Here is a 16,613-nt window from a genome sequence, read left to right on the forward strand (position 1 = left end):
AACTAATGAGATGAGTTTAAAAGGTGTTGAACTCCAAATTGCAATTCCAAAAACATTCGATGCTGGTAAAATAGCAGAACAACTACAACAACAAAGCTCTGTGAATCAATCAAACGCCCAAGCAGCTTCTGCAAGACAACTAGAAAAAAATAGAGAAACAGTAACCAAGGCAAATAATGCTGCTGAAGCGAACTTACATGATTCTGAACAAGAGCATGAAGAAAAGGAAAGAAAAAAACGGGAAAAAAAAGAACAGGAAATGAAAGAGATAAAGCATCCTTTTAAAGGGAACTTTGTGGATTTTAGCGGGTAGGGGTAATTATGACATCTATTATATTAGTAATATTATTTTTACTACAATTATTTAGTTTTTATTGGATTGCTTTATTAAATGCGAAGTTAAATAAGTTTAATGATATGGAAAAGAAGCAAGAACAAGTTTTAGCTGAAATAGATGATTCGTTCGGTGCTTATATTGCAGAGATGAAAGATGAAAATATTAGACTTCTAGAAGAGTTAAACCGTACGGAGAAATCATCTGGAGCTTCTCCACGTGAAGTGATAGAAAAAGAAGCTCTGACTTTCGAACTTCCAAAAACATTTGTATCCAAACAAATTGCAGCGAATAGTTACTTAAAGACTGCGGCAACTACAGAGAAAAAAATACCTATTACAATAAAAGAAAAAGTTCTTTTTTATAGCGAAGAAGGAAAAAATAGAGATGAGATCGCAAAACTTTTACAAATTGGAAAGACAGAAGTAGAGCTTTTCTTAAAATTTAAGGATTAATAGTTGAAAGTATTAAATTTATATGGTATATTACAATACGGTATGAATAAACACGCAGTTCGGATGAATTTAGCAGGTGCTCTATTTTTAGAGTAGCTAATGAAAAATGATGAATGCGGAAGACTAAACCAAAACAGGAGGAAATAATCATGTCAGTAATCTCTATGAAACAATTACTTGAGGCTGGTGTACACTTTGGTCACCAAACTCGCCGTTGGAATCCAAAAATGAAAAAATTCATTTTTGTTGAACGTAACGGTATCTACATCATCGATCTTCAAAAAACGGTGAAAAAATTAGAAGAAGCTTATGACTTCATGCGTCAAGTTGGTCAAGACGGTGGGAAAGTTCTATTCGTTGGTACTAAAAAACAAGCGCAAGAGGCTATTAAAGACGAAGCAGAACGTTCTGGTAACTACTACATCAACCAACGTTGGTTAGGTGGTACTCTAACAAACTTCGGTACTATTCAAAAACGTGTAGCACGTCTAAAAGCGATTGAAAAAATGGAAGAAGACGGAACTTTTGATGTTCTTCCTAAAAAAGAAGTTGTTCAACTTAAAAAACAACATGAACGTCTTGTGAAATTCTTAGGCGGTATTCGTGATATGAAAGCTATTCCGGATGTAATGTTTGTAGTTGACCCACGTAAAGAGCGTATTGCTGTAGCGGAAGCTCGCAAACTAAACATTCCATTAGTAGGAATTGTTGATACAAACTGTGATCCAGATGAAATCGACTATGTAATTCCTGCAAATGATGATGCAATTCGCGCAGTAAAATTATTAACTGCTAAGATGGCGGATGCATTACTTGAAGCAAGACAAGGTGAAGACGAAGAAGTAACTACAGCTGAAGTTGCTGCTGAGTAAAACACATGTAAGTAAAAGGTGATAAGCGGCCAAACCTCTTATCACCTTTTTTTGAGACAATGAATTTATATGTACTAGGAGGAATTTTAAATGGCAGTTACAGCACAAATGGTAAAAGAATTGCGTGAAAAAACTGGCGCAGGTATGATGGATTGTAAAAAAGCTTTAGTAGAAACAGACGGTAATTTAGAAGCTGCAATCGACTTTTTACGTGAAAAAGGTCTTTCTTCTGCAGCTAAAAAAGCTGATCGTATTGCTGCAGAAGGTACTACTTTTATTCAAGTTGAAGGGAACAAAGCTGTATTGTTAGAAATGAATGCAGAAACAGACTTCGTTTCAAAAAACGAAGCGTTCCAACAATTAGTTCAACAAGTAGCTACACATTTAGTAGCAACTGAACCAGCTTCAGTAGAAGAAGCTTTAGCTTCAACTATCCAAGAAGGTGTTACAGTTGAAAACTTAATTTCAAATGCAATTGCTAAAATTGGAGAAAAAATTACACTACGTCGTTTTGTAATAGAAACAAAAACAGATGCAGATACATTTGGTCCTTATTTACACATGGGCGGACGTATTGGGGTTCTTACGGTGATAGAAGGAACAACTGATGCAAACGCAGCGAAAGATGTTGCAATGCATATTGCTGCATTAAACCCTGCTTTTATTTCACGTGATGAGGTATCTGCTGAACAAGTGGAACATGAACGCAAAATACTAACAGAGCAAGCGTTAAATGAAGGGAAACCTGAAAATATCGTAGCAAAAATGGTAGAAGGTCGTCTTGGGAAATATTTCGAAGATGTTTGCTTACTTGACCAATCTTTCGTTAAAAACCCAGATCAAAAAGTGCGTGTTTTTGTTGAGTCAACTGGTGGTAATCTAAGATCTTTCACTCGTTATGCTGTTGGTGAAGGTATTGAAAAACGTGAAGATAACTTTGCTGAAGAAGTAATGAGCCAAGTTAAAGGTAACTAATTAATACTGCGGAAGACGCCTTTTAGCTGCGACAAGTAGCTAACGTTTAAAACAGGGCAGTTACTAATTTATAATTTTATTAAATAATCGAGACCAACTTGGGAACACGTAATTTGTGTTCCCTCTTTTTCAAGAAAAGAGACGGAGGATACCTATGAGTACACCACAATACAAAAGAATCGTTTTAAAACTAAGTGGCGAAGCGTTAGCTGGAGAACAAGGTTTTGGGCTATCACCGGAAATTATTAAATCTGTGGCTGAACAAGTAAAGGAAGTAGTAGAGCTTGGAGTCGAAGTTGCAGTAGTAGTAGGCGGCGGTAATATTTGGCGAGGAAAAGTAGGAAGTGAAATGGGAATGGACCGAGCGACTGCTGATTATATGGGGATGCTGGCTACAGTGATGAACTCACTTGCTTTGCAGGATTCACTAGAAAAAGCAGGTATCGAAACTCGTGTGCAAACTTCTATTGAAATGCGCCAAGTTGCAGAACCATACATACGTAGAAAAGCAATTCGTCATCTAGAAAAAAAACGAGTAGTAATTTTTGCGGCTGGAACAGGAAATCCATACTTCTCAACAGATACAACAGCGGCACTAAGAGCAGCTGAAATAGAAGCAGATGTAATTCTTATGGCTAAAAATAATGTAGATGGTGTTTATTCCGCTGATCCTAAAATGGATAAAACAGCAGTTAAATATGATGTACTTACATTTATTGAAGTGATCCAACAAGGCTTACAAGTGATGGATTCAACTGCATCTACATTATGTATGGACAATGATATCGCACTTGTTGTATTCTCAATTATGGAAAAGGGAAATATTAAAAAGGCTGTTCTAGGAGAAACTATTGGTACAGTCGTGAGGAGGAATTCATAATGCCGAAGCAAGTAGTTGAACAAACAAAAGATAAAATGGCTAAGTCAATTTCAGTTTATAGTAGAGAACTATCAACAATCCGTGCGGGTCGTGCTAGTGCAGCTTTACTTGACAAAATTTCTGTAGATTATTATGGTGCACCAACTCCTATCAATCAAATGGCAGGAATTGCAACTCCTGAAGCACGATTAATAACTATCCAACCATATGATAAAACAATTCTTGGTGACATTGAAAAAGCCATTATGAAATCGGATTTAGGTATTACACCTACAAATGATGGTACTCTAATTCGTATTGCGATTCCTGCACTAACGGAAGAACGACGTAAAGAACTGGTGAAACAAGTAAAAAAAGAAGCAGAAGAAGCAAAGATTAATATTCGTAATGTTCGTCGTGATGGCAATGACGATCTGAAAAAATTAGAGAAATCCGGGGATATTACGGAAGATGATTTGAGAGCATATACAGAAGAGATTCAAAAGCTCACTGATTCAAATATCGAAAAAATCGATGCAATTACGAAAGAAAAAGAAAAAGAAATTCTGGAAGTTTAACTTTGAACTTTTCGTTTGCAAAAGGCGTCCTTTTAGTAGGACGTCTTTTTACATTCAAGAGATAAACTAAAGTATTCTATAACAATCTTACTAATCATGAAAGTCTTGCGCTTTTCTAGGTATTAATGAAGAAAAATAAGGCGAAATTTGATATGATAGAATATATATGTTCCGAGTTGGTTTAAAGTGGGGGATTCAGTATGCTAAAAAAACTTATTCGTAAGAATGAACAAACGATAAGTAAAAATTTGAATGACAGAAAAGCTAAGGCTCAGCAAGAACAGTTACCTAACCATATTGCTATTATTATGGATGGAAATGGAAGATGGGCAAAAAAAAGAACCCTACCACGTATTGCAGGTCACTACGAAGGCATGAAAATAGTGAAAAAAATTACCCGTTTTGCAAATGAACTTGGTATTAAAACGCTCACGCTCTATGCTTTTTCCACAGAAAATTGGAAAAGGCCGAAATTGGAAGTCGATTTTCTAATGCGATTACCAGAAGAGTTTCTAGGAACTTATTTACCAGAGTTAATAGAGCAAAATGTACGAGTGAACATGATGGGGAATATTGAATCATTACCGGAGCATACGAAAAGAGCGGTTACAAATGCGATGAATCAAACGGCGAATAATGACGGCCTCCTATTAAACTTTGCATTAAATTACGGTAGCAGAGACGAAATTGTTCAAGCAGTGCAGAAAATAGCAAATGAAGTACAGGAAGGGAAAATTACGGCTGATAGTATCTCTGAAAAACTTCTAGATAGTTATTTAATGACAAAAGATTTATCTGAACCAGATTTACTAATTCGGACAAGTGGAGAAGTGCGTTTAAGTAACTTCATGCTTTGGCAGCTTGCGTATACGGAATTATGGTTTACAGATACTTTATGGCCAGATTTTGATGAATCTTGTTTACTTGAGGCAATTGAAAGCTTTCAAACAAGAATTAGAAGGTACGGCGGTCTAAAGGGGGAGGAAATTAATTGAAACAACGTATTATTACTGGAGCAATTGCAGCTACGTTCTTTGTTCCTATTGTAATTTTAGGTGGATCAATTTTTAACATATTGATCTACTTCATGGCAGCTATTGGGTTATTTGAGCTTTTGCGTATGAAAGGCATTAAACTATACTCCATTGCTGGACTAATATCTATCTTGCTTTTATTCGTTTTATTAATTCCTAATTCAATTGCAGTTGATCTATCGCAAATAACTGGACATACAAAAACAGAGTGGCTGTTTGTGGCAGTTTTTCTATTACTAATTTATTCCGTTTTTGTTAAAAATCAATTTACATTTGATGATGCTGCATTTGCTATAATGGCCACTTTATATGTTGGAATTGGCTTTTACTATTTCATGGAAACTAGAGAGATTGGATTAACTTATGTTATATTCGCATTAGTTGTCGTATGGACAACAGATTCAAGTGCATATTTTACTGGTAGAAAGTTTGGGAAACGAAAACTATGGCCAGAAATATCTCCTAACAAAACGATCGAAGGATTTGTAGGGGGAATTGTTGGAGCAATAATTGCTGCATGTATACTTCAGTGGATTACGCCTTTTAGTTCATCCTATTTAATATTAATAGGGATAACAATTGCTGCTTCCATTTTTGGTCAGTTAGGTGACTTAGTGGAATCAGCCATAAAAAGACATTACGATGTAAAAGACTCTGGTAAAATATTGCCAGGACACGGTGGGATATTAGACCGCTTTGACAGTTTGCTTTTTGTCATTCCGCTATTGCACTTTTTACATTTTGTATAAGGAGAAGACATTAAATTATGACAAAAAGAATAAGTTTATTAGGAGCGACAGGTTCTATTGGGCTACAAACTTTGGATATCATTAAAGAACATCCAAATAAGTTCCAACTAGTTTCTTTTTCTGCAGGAAGAAATATAAATCAAACTAGAGCGATTTTAAAAGACTTTCCGGTAGAGGTAGTTTCGGTAGCGCTTGAGGAAGATGCTCTCCAATTACAAACGGAATTTCCAAAATTACAAGTTGTTTTTGGAGATGAAGGACTAGTTCAAGTAGCAGCAAATACGAATGCAGATGTACTTGTGAATGCTGTACTTGGAAGTGTTGGATTAAAACCAACATTAGAGGCAATTAAAAAAGGGATAACAATTGCTATAGCAAATAAAGAGACACTGGTCACAGCTGGGCATCTCGTTATGCAAGCAGCTAAAGAAAATAATGTTCCGATTTTACCAGTAGATAGTGAGCATTCTGCACTTTTCCAAGCAATGAATGGGGAACAAAGATCCCAAATCTCAAAGTTAATAATCACTGCATCAGGTGGAAGCTTCCGAGACTATACAAGAGAAGAGCTAAAGAACGTTGCCGTAAAAGATGCATTAAATCATCCTAACTGGTCTATGGGTGCCAAAATAACAATTGATAGTGCCACAATGATGAATAAAGGCCTAGAAGTAATAGAGGCTCATATATTATTTAATACTTCTTATGATGATATAGAGGTTTTATTACATAGAGAAAGTATCATTCACTCCATGGTAGAGTTTAATGATACAAGCATAATTGCACAATTAGGTACGCCTGATATGCGAGTTCCAATTCAATATGCACTGTCGTATCCGGACCGTTTTGAACGTTCAAACGCGAAAAGATTAAATTTAGCGGAAATTGGAAAGCTGCATTTTGAAGAAATAGACTATAAGAGATATCATGCTTTAAAGCTTGCAATAGATGCGGGAAGAGCTGGCGGAACGATGACTACGGTATTAAATGCAGCGAATGAAGCAGCGGTAGCTCTATTTTTACAAGAGAAAATTGCTTTTTTAACAATTGATGAATTGATAGAGCGTGCTATGAATGAACATATCAACATTGCAAGACCAAATTTAGAAACGATATTACATGTAGATGCTGAAACAAGAAAAAATGTTCAAAATATGATAAAATGAGAAAATAATATAGGACGTACAATCTTAGCTTAATCAGCAATTGGTATAGTGAGACAAGTAACTGCGGAAGCAAATGTTTTCTGCGGAGCTGAACAAAGAGAAGCGGAAGCAATTACTGGGTGACGAAATTGATAATAAAGGTGGGGTATGATGGAGACGGCCATTGCGTTTATAATAATTTTTGGTAGCATTGTTTTTTTTCATGAACTAGGGCATTTTATCTTTGCGAAAAAAGCTGGAATTATGGTACGAGAGTTCGCAATTGGGATGGGCCCAAAAATTTTTGGAATGACAAAAGGAGAAACACTATATACAATTCGATTATTACCAATAGGTGGATATGTACGAATGGCTGGAGAAGATATGGACTCCGTTGAACTTCAACCAGGGTTTCGTTTAGGTATACATGTAAATAATGACAATGAAATAGATTTAATTGCTTTAAATCAAAATAAGCAATTCCCAGACATGCTTTTCTTAGAAGTAGAGAAAGCTGATTTAACAAACGAAATGTTCATCGAAGGGTACGATGAAGAGGAAAGTTTCGTTCGGTATAAAATAGCGAGAAACGCGAGAATAAATGAAAATGGCAATGAGACTTTTATCGCACCATATGATCGTCAATTTGGGTCTAAAACGGTTGGTCAAAGATCGATGGCTATATTTGCAGGTCCACTTTTTAACTTTATTTTAGCATTTTTCATCTTTTTAATATTAGGTTTACTACAAGGAGTTCCTACTTATGAACCAGTCATTACGACAGTAGTAGCAGATGGACCTGCTGCACAAGCAGGAATGAAAGATGGCGACTTGGTAACCAAAATTAATGGAAGCCCTATTTCAACTTGGGATGAATTGTCTGAAGAAGTAAAAGTTAGCCCTAATCAAAAAATGGGCTTTACGGTTGATCGTAAAGGAGAAACTTTAGAATTTTCGATGATTCCTAAAGAAGTAACTTCTGGAAAAGAAAAACTAGGGCAAATTGGTGTTCAATATGTAAGTCCGTTAGAAAAGAATCCGATTAAGGCTGTAGCTTTTGGTGCAGAGCAAACATATGATTGGACTAAGCGAATATTTACATTATTAGGTTCATTAATCACTGGTAAATTTTCAATTGATGATTTATCAGGACCAGTAGGCATTTATAAAGCAACAGAAGAAGTTGCGCAATATGGTGTATTTAATTTAATGCATTGGGCAGCTATTTTAAGTATTAACTTAGGGATTATGAATCTTTTACCACTACCAGCACTAGATGGTGGTCGTCTTTTATTTTTCTTGTTTGAAGCAGTTCGAGGAAAGCCGGTCGATAAGCAAAAAGAAGGTATGGTGCATTTTGTTGGTATCATGCTCTTGATGGTATTAATGGTTGTAGTAACCTGGAACGATATACAAAGGTTTTTCTTTTAGAGAAAAAACTACAAGAAGGGAAAGTTCGATATGCTGAACTTTCCTTTCTTTTTCTGTTATACGTAGTAAGGGGAGCAAGTTTGTTGATTATCCAATTTCTTCTATTTAATGAAAGGTGAGACTAGCATACAGTTTTATGTTTCAGTTCGCTTATTAGAAATAGTGCGTCTTAGTGATCGCTGGGATTTCCGCTGCATGGCGGACGCTTTCCGCCGGGTGAGCGATGAGCCTTCACCGCCGCTACGCGTACGTTGTGAAGTCTCATTTGCCCACAGAGGGTCGAAGGCTAGAAGCGCCACATCGTGTGGCAACACCTTCGTGACCAACATCCTGTTGGCCTCCGGTAGGAGTCGCCGCCCTTTCGCTCCAATCCAGAAGAAACATATTAACTATTCAGTAGTATTGCGCAAAGTTATCCACTCTACTAATCCGGATATTATCACCCAATATATAATGCGCAACATACGGAATATTTTCAATGGAGACATATAATTTAATGCAAAGTTAAGGCTTTATTAAGAGAAAGTAGTGGCATTCTCCCCGTGATTTGACTCGTCCAACCATTTATTGGATTTTATTTTAGATAATATAGTTAAGTTTAATAAGTGAATAGTAACACTGAATAGTTAGTGAATATGCTGGATTGCAACGGCAGGTGGCGACTCCGAAGGGATGAGGGAGACAGATGAGAAAGCACAAACGGCGCACATGCGACGGTGCTGGCTCATCGCTCCCCCCTCGGAAAGCGTCCACCTAGAGCGGAAATCCTGGCGGTCACTAAGACGCATTATATAAAAAGTAAGACAGAAAAATAATCGTACATCCACCTAAATGTATTAGTTGGAAAAAATATAATAATCAACAGTCGTTTAAAGGGAGAGACTTATTATAATGCAAGATGGCAAAACAAGAATGCATATATTATTGCAACAACTCGATTTAATCGATGATTCCTTTGTGAAACATTTCGAAAATGCTTCCATCACGCGGTTTACGGTACATAAAAAGGGGAGACAATGGCATTTTCACATTAGGTGTTCGGCGATTCTTCCGATTAATGTTTATACAATATTAAGACAACGGCTAGAGGAGAAATTTACAGGCATTGCGAGCGTACTTTTAACAATAGATAGTGAAACCTCCACAATATCCGAAGAACAAATTAAAGAATATTGGCTTCCGGTAATGAAAGAATTAAGCGACATGGCCCCCCCCCTTAAAGATCGTTTGCTTCAACAACAACCAGAATGGAATGGGCAAACAATCCAACTTACGTGTGGACAGGAACTGGAACTGCGAACATTTAAAAAGAAATATGTGGAGCTACTAGGAGATACTTACGTAAATTTTGGATTCCCAAAAATGGCTTTCGATTTTCGCTTAGTGGAAGATACACAAGCACTTGCAGAAGCACAACTCGCTTTTTTAGAACAACGCAAATTAGAAGAGGAAGAATTAGGGAAAAAAGCATTAGATGATTTACAGAAGAGAGAACAAAATCGACAGGAAAATGGATCAGAAGGAGAGGCAGAAGGTCCATTCCAACTAGGTATCCCGCTTAAGAAAGAAGAGCCTATTTTAGAAATTCGCCAAATACAAGATGAAGAGCGTAGAGTGACCATCGAAGGGTTTGTATTCGATGTGGAAGTAAAAGAATTACGAAGTGGCAGATCTCTATTGACGGCAAAAGTGACTGATTACACAGATTCTATACTTGTTAAAATGTTCTCGCGTGATAAAGAAGATGCACAGATGATGGGACGATTGAAAAAAGGAATGTGGATCAAGGTTCGAGGCTCTGTTCAAAATGATACGTTTGTGCGTGATTTAATCATAATGGCGCAAGATATGTCCGAGATAAATCCAGCGGTCCGACTAGATACAGCAAAGGAAAAACGAGTTGAATTGCATTTGCACTCACCAATGAGTCAGATGGATGCCGTATCATCAGTTTCTGCACTTGTTGCACAAGCAGCTAAATGGGGACATAAAGCAATAGCTATTACAGACCACGCAAATGTTCAATCATTTCCCGAAGCATACGCAGCTGGGAAAAAGAATGGGATAAAGATTTTATATGGATTAGAAGCAAATCTCGTTCATGATGGAGTCCCGATTGCTTATGATGAACAACGTATATTACTAGAAGATGCTACTTTTGTGGTGTTCGACGTAGAAACAACGGGTTTGTCTGCAACTTATGACAAAATTATTGAGCTTGCTGCGGTAAAAATGTACAACGGAAACATTATTGAAAAGTTCGAGCGGTTTGTAAATCCTCACCATGCATTATCTGCTACAACAATTGAACTTACTGGTATTACAGATGAAATGGTTCGCAATGCTCCTGAAATAGAAGAAGTCATAAAAGATTTTTATGACTTTATAGGAGATGGCATCATCGTTGCGCATAATGCTTCTTTTGATATGGGCTTTTTATATGAAGGATATCGAAGATGTGGCATTGACCATTTTACACACTCGGTAATTGACACATTAGAGCTTGCAAGATTTCTACATCCAGAGTTAAAAACACATCGTCTTGGTTCTCTATGTAAAAAGTTTAATATTGAGTTAACACAAGCGCACAGAGCAATCTTTGACTGTGAAGCAACAGGATATTTATTAATGCATCTATTGAAGGAATCGGAGGAAAAAAATATCCAGTTCCACGATGATTTTAATAAACATATTGGGCAAGGTGATTCATACAAAAGGGCAAGACCCTCACACTGTACTATTTTAGCGGTCAATGAAGAGGGATTGAAAAACTTATTTAAATTAGTGTCGCTTTCACATATTTCTACTTTTTACAGAGTACCCAGAATTACACGATCTACCTTACAAAAACATCGTGCAGGTTTAATTATTGGTTCTGCTTGTGATAAAGGGGAAGTATTTGAAGGTTTAATGCAAAAACCGCTTGAACAAGTAGAAGAGATTGCAAAGTTTTATGATTACTTAGAAATTCAGCCTAAAGAAGTTTATTCTCACTTAATTGAAATGGAACTTGTAAGGGATGAATGGAATCTAGAAGATATAATTCGAAAGATGATTAAAGTAGGAAAAAAACTAAACCTACCTGTAGTGGCAACAGGAAATGTTCATTACTTACATGAAAATGATGCGATTTTTAGAAAAATTTTAGTGAATTCTCAAGGTGGTGCAAATCCACTGAATCGACATGAGTTACCTAAAGTACATTTCCGAACAACAAACGAAATGTTAGATGCTTTCTCATTCTTAGGCGAGGAATTAGCGAAAGAAATAGTTGTGACCAATCCTCAAAAAATTGCAGATTCCATTCAGGATATAAAACCTATTAAAGATGATTTATATACGCCTAAAATTGAAGGTGCGGACGATGAAGTCCGTTCGTTAACTTACGCAAAAGGTAAAGAAATATATGGAGAAGAGCTTCCAGAAATTGTGGAGGCGCGTATTGAAAAAGAATTAGCATCTATTATTGGACACGGATTTGCTGTTATTTACTTGATTTCCCATAAGCTAGTAAAAAAATCACTAGATGATGGTTATTTAGTTGGGTCAAGGGGCTCAGTTGGTTCTTCATTGGTCGCAACGTTAACAGAGATTACGGAAGTTAATCCACTGCCTCCACATTATGTATGCCCAAATTGTAAGCACTCTGAGTTTTTTCTAGATGGTTCTGTAGGATCTGGGTTTGACTTGCCAAATAAAGACTGTGTCAAATGTGATACTCCCTATGTAAAAGACGGACAGGATATCCCTTTTGAAACTTTCCTTGGATTTAAGGGGGATAAAGTACCGGACATTGATTTGAACTTTAGTGGTGAGTATCAACCAACTGCACATAATTATACAAAAGAGCTTTTTGGAGAAGATTATGTATTTCGAGCAGGAACAATTGGAACGGTAGCAGAAAAAACTGCATATGGTTATGTTAGAGGTTATACGAATGATAATAATTTAACACCACGCGGAGCAGAAATTGATCGGTTAGTGCAAGGATGTACTGGAGTTAAAAGGACAACTGGACAACATCCCGGCGGTATCATAGTTGTTCCTGATTATATGGATATTTTCGATTTTACGCCAATACAATTCCCAGCAGATGCGCAAGATTCTGAATGGAAAACAACCCATTTTGATTTCCATTCGATTCATGATAATTTGTTGAAACTTGACATTCTAGGGCATGATGACCCGACTGTTATTCGAATGCTTCAAGATTTATCGGGAATTGACCCTAAAACAATTCCTACCGATGATCCAGAAGTGATGAAAATCTTTAGTGGAACTGAATCTCTAGGAGTTACCGAAGAACAAATTGATTGTAAAACAGGTACATTCGGAATACCTGAGTTTGGTACTCGTTTTGTACGTCAAATGTTAGAAGAAACAAAACCTTCTACATTTATGGAACTTGTTCAAATTTCTGGCCTTTCCCATGGAACAGATGTATGGCTTGGAAATGCACAAGAACTTATCCAAAATGGGACATGTCAGTTGTCGGATGTTATTGGTTGTCGTGATGATATTATGGTTTATTTAATTTATCAAGGTCTTGACCCTTCGTTAGCATTCAAGATTATGGAATCTGTTCGAAAAGGAAAAGGATTAACGCCAGAGTTTGAGGCGGAAATGAAAAAAGAAGGAGTACCAAATTGGTATATAGAATCCTGTAAAAAGATCAAATACATGTTTCCAAAAGCCCATGCGGCTGCTTATGTATTAATGGCGGTTCGTATTGCATATTTCAAGGTGCATTTTCCAATTCTATACTATGCAGCATATTTAACCGTGCGAGCATCCGACTTTGATTTAATTTCCATGATTAATGGTTCTCAAACGATTCGTGCAAAATTGGAGGAAATTAATGCAAAAGGTCTAGATGCCTTACCAAAAGAAAAGAGTTTAGCTACAGTATTAGAAATTGGTCTTGAGATGTCAGAACGTGGTATTAGAATGCAAAAAGTCGATTTATACAAATCAAATGCTAGTGAATTTATAATCGAAGGAAATACGTTAATTCCCCCTTTTAATGCAATCCCGGGGTTAGGTACAAACGTAGCTTTTCAAATTGTCAAAGCCAGACTAGACGGAGAGTTTCTATCGAAAGAGGACTTGCAACAAAGAGGAAAAGTGTCGAAAACGATAATTGAATATATGGATCAAATGGGCTGTCTAGAAGGCCTTCCAGATGCCAATCAACTTTCATTGTTTTAGCATAATTCCGGTAAAATCGGAAGTCAGGTTATTTTTGTAAATGAATAAAGCTGCAAGGTAAGTTCTAGATGTAGAGTGACTCTGGTTAGTGAATAAAAGTTGTGCTTTAAATCATACAAGTGCTTGATCTAGATAGTCTTTACTTGTACAGTCCACAATACAAATTAATCAGTTGGAGCATGATTAGATTAGGTGGTACTAGAGAAAAATAGTTAGCATCCATTTATAAAGAAGCGCTGAGCGGATGAAATTGCATCTTCGTCCGCTTTTAAAATAATTGGAAAGTATCTAATCTCTCATTAACCAAACCTTACTCACCTTGTCTTTACATAATTCAAGAGGGTAACGGACAAACATCCGCCACTAGATTACTCCAAGTTCCTTCGGTAATAGTGTAGCCACTGTTTCGTCCAAAGTACTCTGGAATAGGTAAGGATCAGATGCACTTAAAGATAGCTTGCGTTTTCCTTCTAAAAATAGAACAAGCCATAGCAAAATACGAGAAAAGATTTTCATTTGGGGTGTGCGTATAAAATCATCTGTGTTTCTTATTTATTTGCAAGAAATTCAATCGTATGGTAATATAAAACTACCAATGTTTCATAGTTCTGTGACGAAAGAGTGGGATTTCCCGCTCTTTTCTGTTGTTATATAGGAATTATAAAAATTACACTCGTAGAAGTAATCTACATTTATAGAAAATCATTATTGAGTAGGAGGCTTGTATGACTAATATCACTAGTAAAATTGAAGAGCTTGTAACGCCGATTTTACAAGAGTTGAATTTAGAGCTTGTAGATATTGAATACGTAAAAGAAGGTCGCGATTGGTTTTTGAGAATCTATATTGATACATCAACAGGTGGTATAGATATTGAGCAATGTGCTCAAGTTAGTGAAAAACTAAGTGAAAAATTAGATGAAGTTGATCCAATCACGGAGAACTATTTCTTAGAAGTTTCCTCTCCAGGCGCTGAACGTCCATTGAAAAAAGATGCAGACTTTCTACAAGCAATCGGGAAACATGTATATATTAAAACGTATGAACCTGTAAATGGTGCCAAAGAATTTGAAGGAACATTACTTTCTTATTCAGCAGAAGAAGGTGCTTTAATAGAAGTACGTGTGAAAACTAGAAGAATTAAAATTCAAATTGATAAAGAGAAAATTGCGCTTGCTCGTTTAGCGATTGATTTCTCTGCATAATGTATATTAAGGAGTGATATCTATGAGTAGTGATTTTTTAGATGCGCTTACTGCGCTTGAAAAACAAAAAGGGATTTCTAGAAATGTATTAATAGAAGCAATCGAAGCTGCATTAGTGACAGCATATAAAAGAAACTTTAACCAGGCTCAAAATGTTCGTGTAGATATCAATCTAGCTACAGGTACAATGCTTGTTTATTCAAGAAAAGATGTAGTGGAAGAAGTAACAGATGAACGTTTGCAAATCTCATTAGAGGATGCAAACATCATTAATCCACATTATGTTATCGGAGATGTTGTGGAGGAAGAAGTAACTCCACGTAACTTCGGCCGTATTGCAGCGCAAACTGCTAAACAAGTTGTGACACAAAGAGTACGTGAAGCGGAACGTGGTCTTATATATGAGGAATACGTTGACCGCGAAGACGACATTGTAAACGGAATTGTGGAGCGTTTAGATGCAAGGAATATTTACGTTGGCTTAGGTAAAGTAGAAGCAGTTTTACCTGTAAATGAACAGATTCAAACAGAAACTTATCGTCCTCATGATCGTATAAAAGTATATATTACGAAAGTAGAACGAACTACTCGTGGGCCTCAAGTTTTTGTATCTAGAACGCATCCAGGGTTACTTCGTCGATTGTTTGAAATGGAGGTTCCAGAAATATTCGAAGGAATCGTTGAAATAAAATCAATTGCTCGAGAAGCAGGAGATCGCTCTAAAATTTCTGTGTTTGCACATAAAGAAGAAATAGATCCAGTTGGTTCGTGTGTAGGAGCAAAAGGAGCAAGGGTCCAAACAATAGTGAATGAATTAAACGGGGAAAAAATTGATATAGTAGAATGGTCTGAAGATCCAGTCGTTTTCGTTGCAAATGCATTAAGCCCTTCTAAAGTGTTAGATGTGCAAGTAAACGAAGATGAGAAATCTACAACAGTAGTTGTTCCAGATTATCAACTTTCATTAGCTATCGGTAAAAGAGGTCAAAATGCTCGTCTTGCTGCTAAATTAACTGGATGGAAAATTGATATAAAGAGTGAAACAGATGCTAGAGAATTAGGGATTTATCCTAATGAAAATTCTCCTAAAGTTCTTTTGGTAAGCGCTGAAGATGAAATGGATGATTTCGACTTTTACAAAGACGAAGAGTAAGCAAGGATGGTGAGTTTGGATGGCTATTCAAAAGAAAATTCCATTGCGTAAATGCGTTGCTACGGGAGAAATGTTCCCTAAGAAAGAGATGATTCGCATTGTTCGATCGAAAGAAGGCGAAGTCTCCGTAGACTTGACTGGAAAAAAGCCGGGTAGAGGAGCATACGTTTCGAAAACGTTAAATGCGGTTGATAAAGCAAAAAAGAAAAACTCCTTAGGGAACCATTTAGAAGCAACGATTCCACATGAAATATATGATGAGTTAATCGTCATAATCGAAAGAGAAAAACTAAAATGACAATTGAACAACAAATAACGCAGCTACTAGGACTTGCAACTAGAGCAAGAAAAACAATTTCTGGGGAAGAACTGGTAGTAAAAGAAATTAGAAGCCAAAAAGCGAAGTTAGTTTTACTATCATCAGACGCTTCTAAAAATACAGCTAAAAAAATTAATGATAAATGTGCATCTTTTAACGTTGAGCTGCATGTCTTTGGAGACCGGCACGATCTCGGACATGCGACGGGAAAAGAGGCCAGAGTGGCAATAGCCATTATGGATGACGGTTTCGCAAAAAAACTGTCCGGCCTTCTCAACGAATTTAACCGGGGGTGA

General features: G+C 36.6%; 15 protein-coding genes. All 15 read left to right on the plus strand.

The annotated features are described in order from the left end of the window. The first annotated feature begins 10 nt into the window (after positions 1 to 10). Complete coding sequence (locus PB01_RS06765; protein WP_151699497.1) at positions 11 to 313, plus strand: RNA polymerase subunit sigma; 303 nt, start codon at positions 11 to 13, stop codon at positions 311 to 313. A gap of 8 nt (positions 314 to 321) precedes the next feature. Beyond that, positions 322 to 789 carry a hypothetical protein gene (locus PB01_RS06770; RefSeq protein ID WP_151699498.1) on the plus strand — a complete coding sequence of 156 codons (468 nt, stop codon included), beginning with the start codon at positions 322 to 324 and terminating at the stop codon, positions 787 to 789. Positions 790 to 938: 149 nt separating this feature from the next. Further along, positions 939 to 1,661: a 30S ribosomal protein S2 gene (rpsB, locus tag PB01_RS06775; protein WP_151699499.1), complete on the plus strand. Its 723-nt coding sequence runs from the start codon at positions 939 to 941 to the stop codon at positions 1,659 to 1,661. Between the two features lie 90 nt (positions 1,662 to 1,751). Further along, the gene (gene tsf, locus PB01_RS06780; RefSeq protein WP_151699500.1) at positions 1,752 to 2,636 is read left to right on the plus strand and encodes a translation elongation factor Ts; all 885 of its coding nucleotides are present in this window, start codon (positions 1,752 to 1,754) and stop codon (positions 2,634 to 2,636) included. Positions 2,637 to 2,790: 154 nt separating this feature from the next. Further along, positions 2,791 to 3,516, plus strand: coding sequence for a UMP kinase (pyrH, locus tag PB01_RS06785; RefSeq protein ID WP_151699501.1), 726 nt, complete (start codon positions 2,791 to 2,793; stop codon positions 3,514 to 3,516). Beyond that, positions 3,516 to 4,073 carry a ribosome recycling factor gene (frr, locus tag PB01_RS06790; RefSeq protein WP_151699502.1) on the plus strand — a complete coding sequence of 186 codons (558 nt, stop codon included), beginning with the start codon at positions 3,516 to 3,518 and terminating at the stop codon, positions 4,071 to 4,073. Before pyrH ends, frr begins: the two co-directional genes overlap by 1 nt. A gap of 200 nt (positions 4,074 to 4,273) precedes the next feature. After that, on the plus strand, positions 4,274 to 5,068 hold the full coding sequence (locus PB01_RS06795) for an undecaprenyl pyrophosphate synthase (RefSeq protein ID WP_151699503.1): 795 nt from the start codon (positions 4,274 to 4,276) through the stop codon (positions 5,066 to 5,068). Further along, a complete protein-coding gene (locus PB01_RS06800) occupies positions 5,065 to 5,856 on the plus strand; it encodes a phosphatidate cytidylyltransferase (protein ID WP_151699504.1) in 792 nt (263 codons plus the stop codon). Before PB01_RS06795 ends, PB01_RS06800 begins: the two co-directional genes overlap by 4 nt. A 17-nt stretch (positions 5,857 to 5,873) precedes the next feature. Beyond that, positions 5,874 to 7,022, plus strand: a complete 1,149-nt coding sequence (locus PB01_RS06805) for a 1-deoxy-D-xylulose-5-phosphate reductoisomerase (protein WP_151699505.1) — start codon at positions 5,874 to 5,876, stop codon at positions 7,020 to 7,022. Between the two features lie 150 nt (positions 7,023 to 7,172). Then, entirely contained in the window at positions 7,173 to 8,432 is a 1,260-nt protein-coding gene (gene rseP / locus PB01_RS06810) for an RIP metalloprotease RseP (RefSeq protein ID WP_151699506.1), read from the plus strand. Between the two features lie 891 nt (positions 8,433 to 9,323). After that, a complete protein-coding gene (locus tag PB01_RS06815; protein WP_151699507.1) occupies positions 9,324 to 13,640 on the plus strand; it encodes a PolC-type DNA polymerase III in 4,317 nt (1,438 codons plus the stop codon). Between the two features lie 725 nt (positions 13,641 to 14,365). Beyond that, positions 14,366 to 14,845, plus strand: a complete 480-nt coding sequence (gene rimP / locus PB01_RS06820) for a ribosome maturation factor RimP (protein ID WP_151699508.1) — start codon at positions 14,366 to 14,368, stop codon at positions 14,843 to 14,845. 22 nt (positions 14,846 to 14,867) lie between these two features. Beyond that, on the plus strand, positions 14,868 to 15,998 hold the full coding sequence (gene nusA / locus PB01_RS06825) for a transcription termination factor NusA (RefSeq protein ID WP_151699509.1): 1,131 nt from the start codon (positions 14,868 to 14,870) through the stop codon (positions 15,996 to 15,998). A 19-nt stretch (positions 15,999 to 16,017) separates the two neighbouring features. Further along, positions 16,018 to 16,296, plus strand: a complete 279-nt coding sequence (gene rnpM / locus PB01_RS06830) for an RNase P modulator RnpM (protein WP_151699510.1) — start codon at positions 16,018 to 16,020, stop codon at positions 16,294 to 16,296. Further along, entirely contained in the window at positions 16,293 to 16,613 is a 321-nt protein-coding gene (locus PB01_RS06835) for a YlxQ family RNA-binding protein (RefSeq protein WP_151699511.1), read from the plus strand. Before rnpM ends, PB01_RS06835 begins: the two co-directional genes overlap by 4 nt.

Source organism: Psychrobacillus glaciei (assembly GCF_008973485.1).
GTDB classification, from domain to species: domain Bacteria; phylum Bacillota; class Bacilli; order Bacillales_A; family Planococcaceae; genus Psychrobacillus; species Psychrobacillus glaciei.

Excerpts from the sequence above, each read along its gene's own strand:
- rpsB (WP_151699499.1), top strand. The coding sequence starts at position 939 with ATGTCAGTAATCTCTATGAAACAATTACTTGAGGCTGGTGTACACTTT.
- rnpM (WP_151699510.1), top strand. The coding sequence starts at position 16,018 with ATGGCTATTCAAAAGAAAATTCCATTGCGTAAATGCGTTGCTACGGGA.
- PB01_RS06815 (WP_151699507.1), top strand. The coding sequence starts at position 9,324 with ATGCAAGATGGCAAAACAAGAATGCATATATTATTGCAACAACTCGAT.
- rimP (WP_151699508.1), top strand. The coding sequence starts at position 14,366 with ATGACTAATATCACTAGTAAAATTGAAGAGCTTGTAACGCCGATTTTA.
- tsf (WP_151699500.1), top strand. The coding sequence starts at position 1,752 with ATGGCAGTTACAGCACAAATGGTAAAAGAATTGCGTGAAAAAACTGGC.
- nusA (WP_151699509.1), top strand. The coding sequence starts at position 14,868 with ATGAGTAGTGATTTTTTAGATGCGCTTACTGCGCTTGAAAAACAAAAA.
- PB01_RS06770 (WP_151699498.1), top strand. The coding sequence starts at position 322 with ATGACATCTATTATATTAGTAATATTATTTTTACTACAATTATTTAGT.
- rseP (WP_151699506.1), top strand. The coding sequence starts at position 7,173 with ATGGAGACGGCCATTGCGTTTATAATAATTTTTGGTAGCATTGTTTTT.
- PB01_RS06835 (WP_151699511.1), top strand. The coding sequence starts at position 16,293 with ATGACAATTGAACAACAAATAACGCAGCTACTAGGACTTGCAACTAGA.
- PB01_RS06765 (WP_151699497.1), top strand. The coding sequence starts at position 11 with ATGAGTTTAAAAGGTGTTGAACTCCAAATTGCAATTCCAAAAACATTC.
- PB01_RS06805 (WP_151699505.1), top strand. The coding sequence starts at position 5,874 with ATGACAAAAAGAATAAGTTTATTAGGAGCGACAGGTTCTATTGGGCTA.
- pyrH (WP_151699501.1), top strand. The coding sequence starts at position 2,791 with ATGAGTACACCACAATACAAAAGAATCGTTTTAAAACTAAGTGGCGAA.
- frr (WP_151699502.1), top strand. The coding sequence starts at position 3,516 with ATGCCGAAGCAAGTAGTTGAACAAACAAAAGATAAAATGGCTAAGTCA.
- PB01_RS06795 (WP_151699503.1), top strand. The coding sequence starts at position 4,274 with ATGCTAAAAAAACTTATTCGTAAGAATGAACAAACGATAAGTAAAAAT.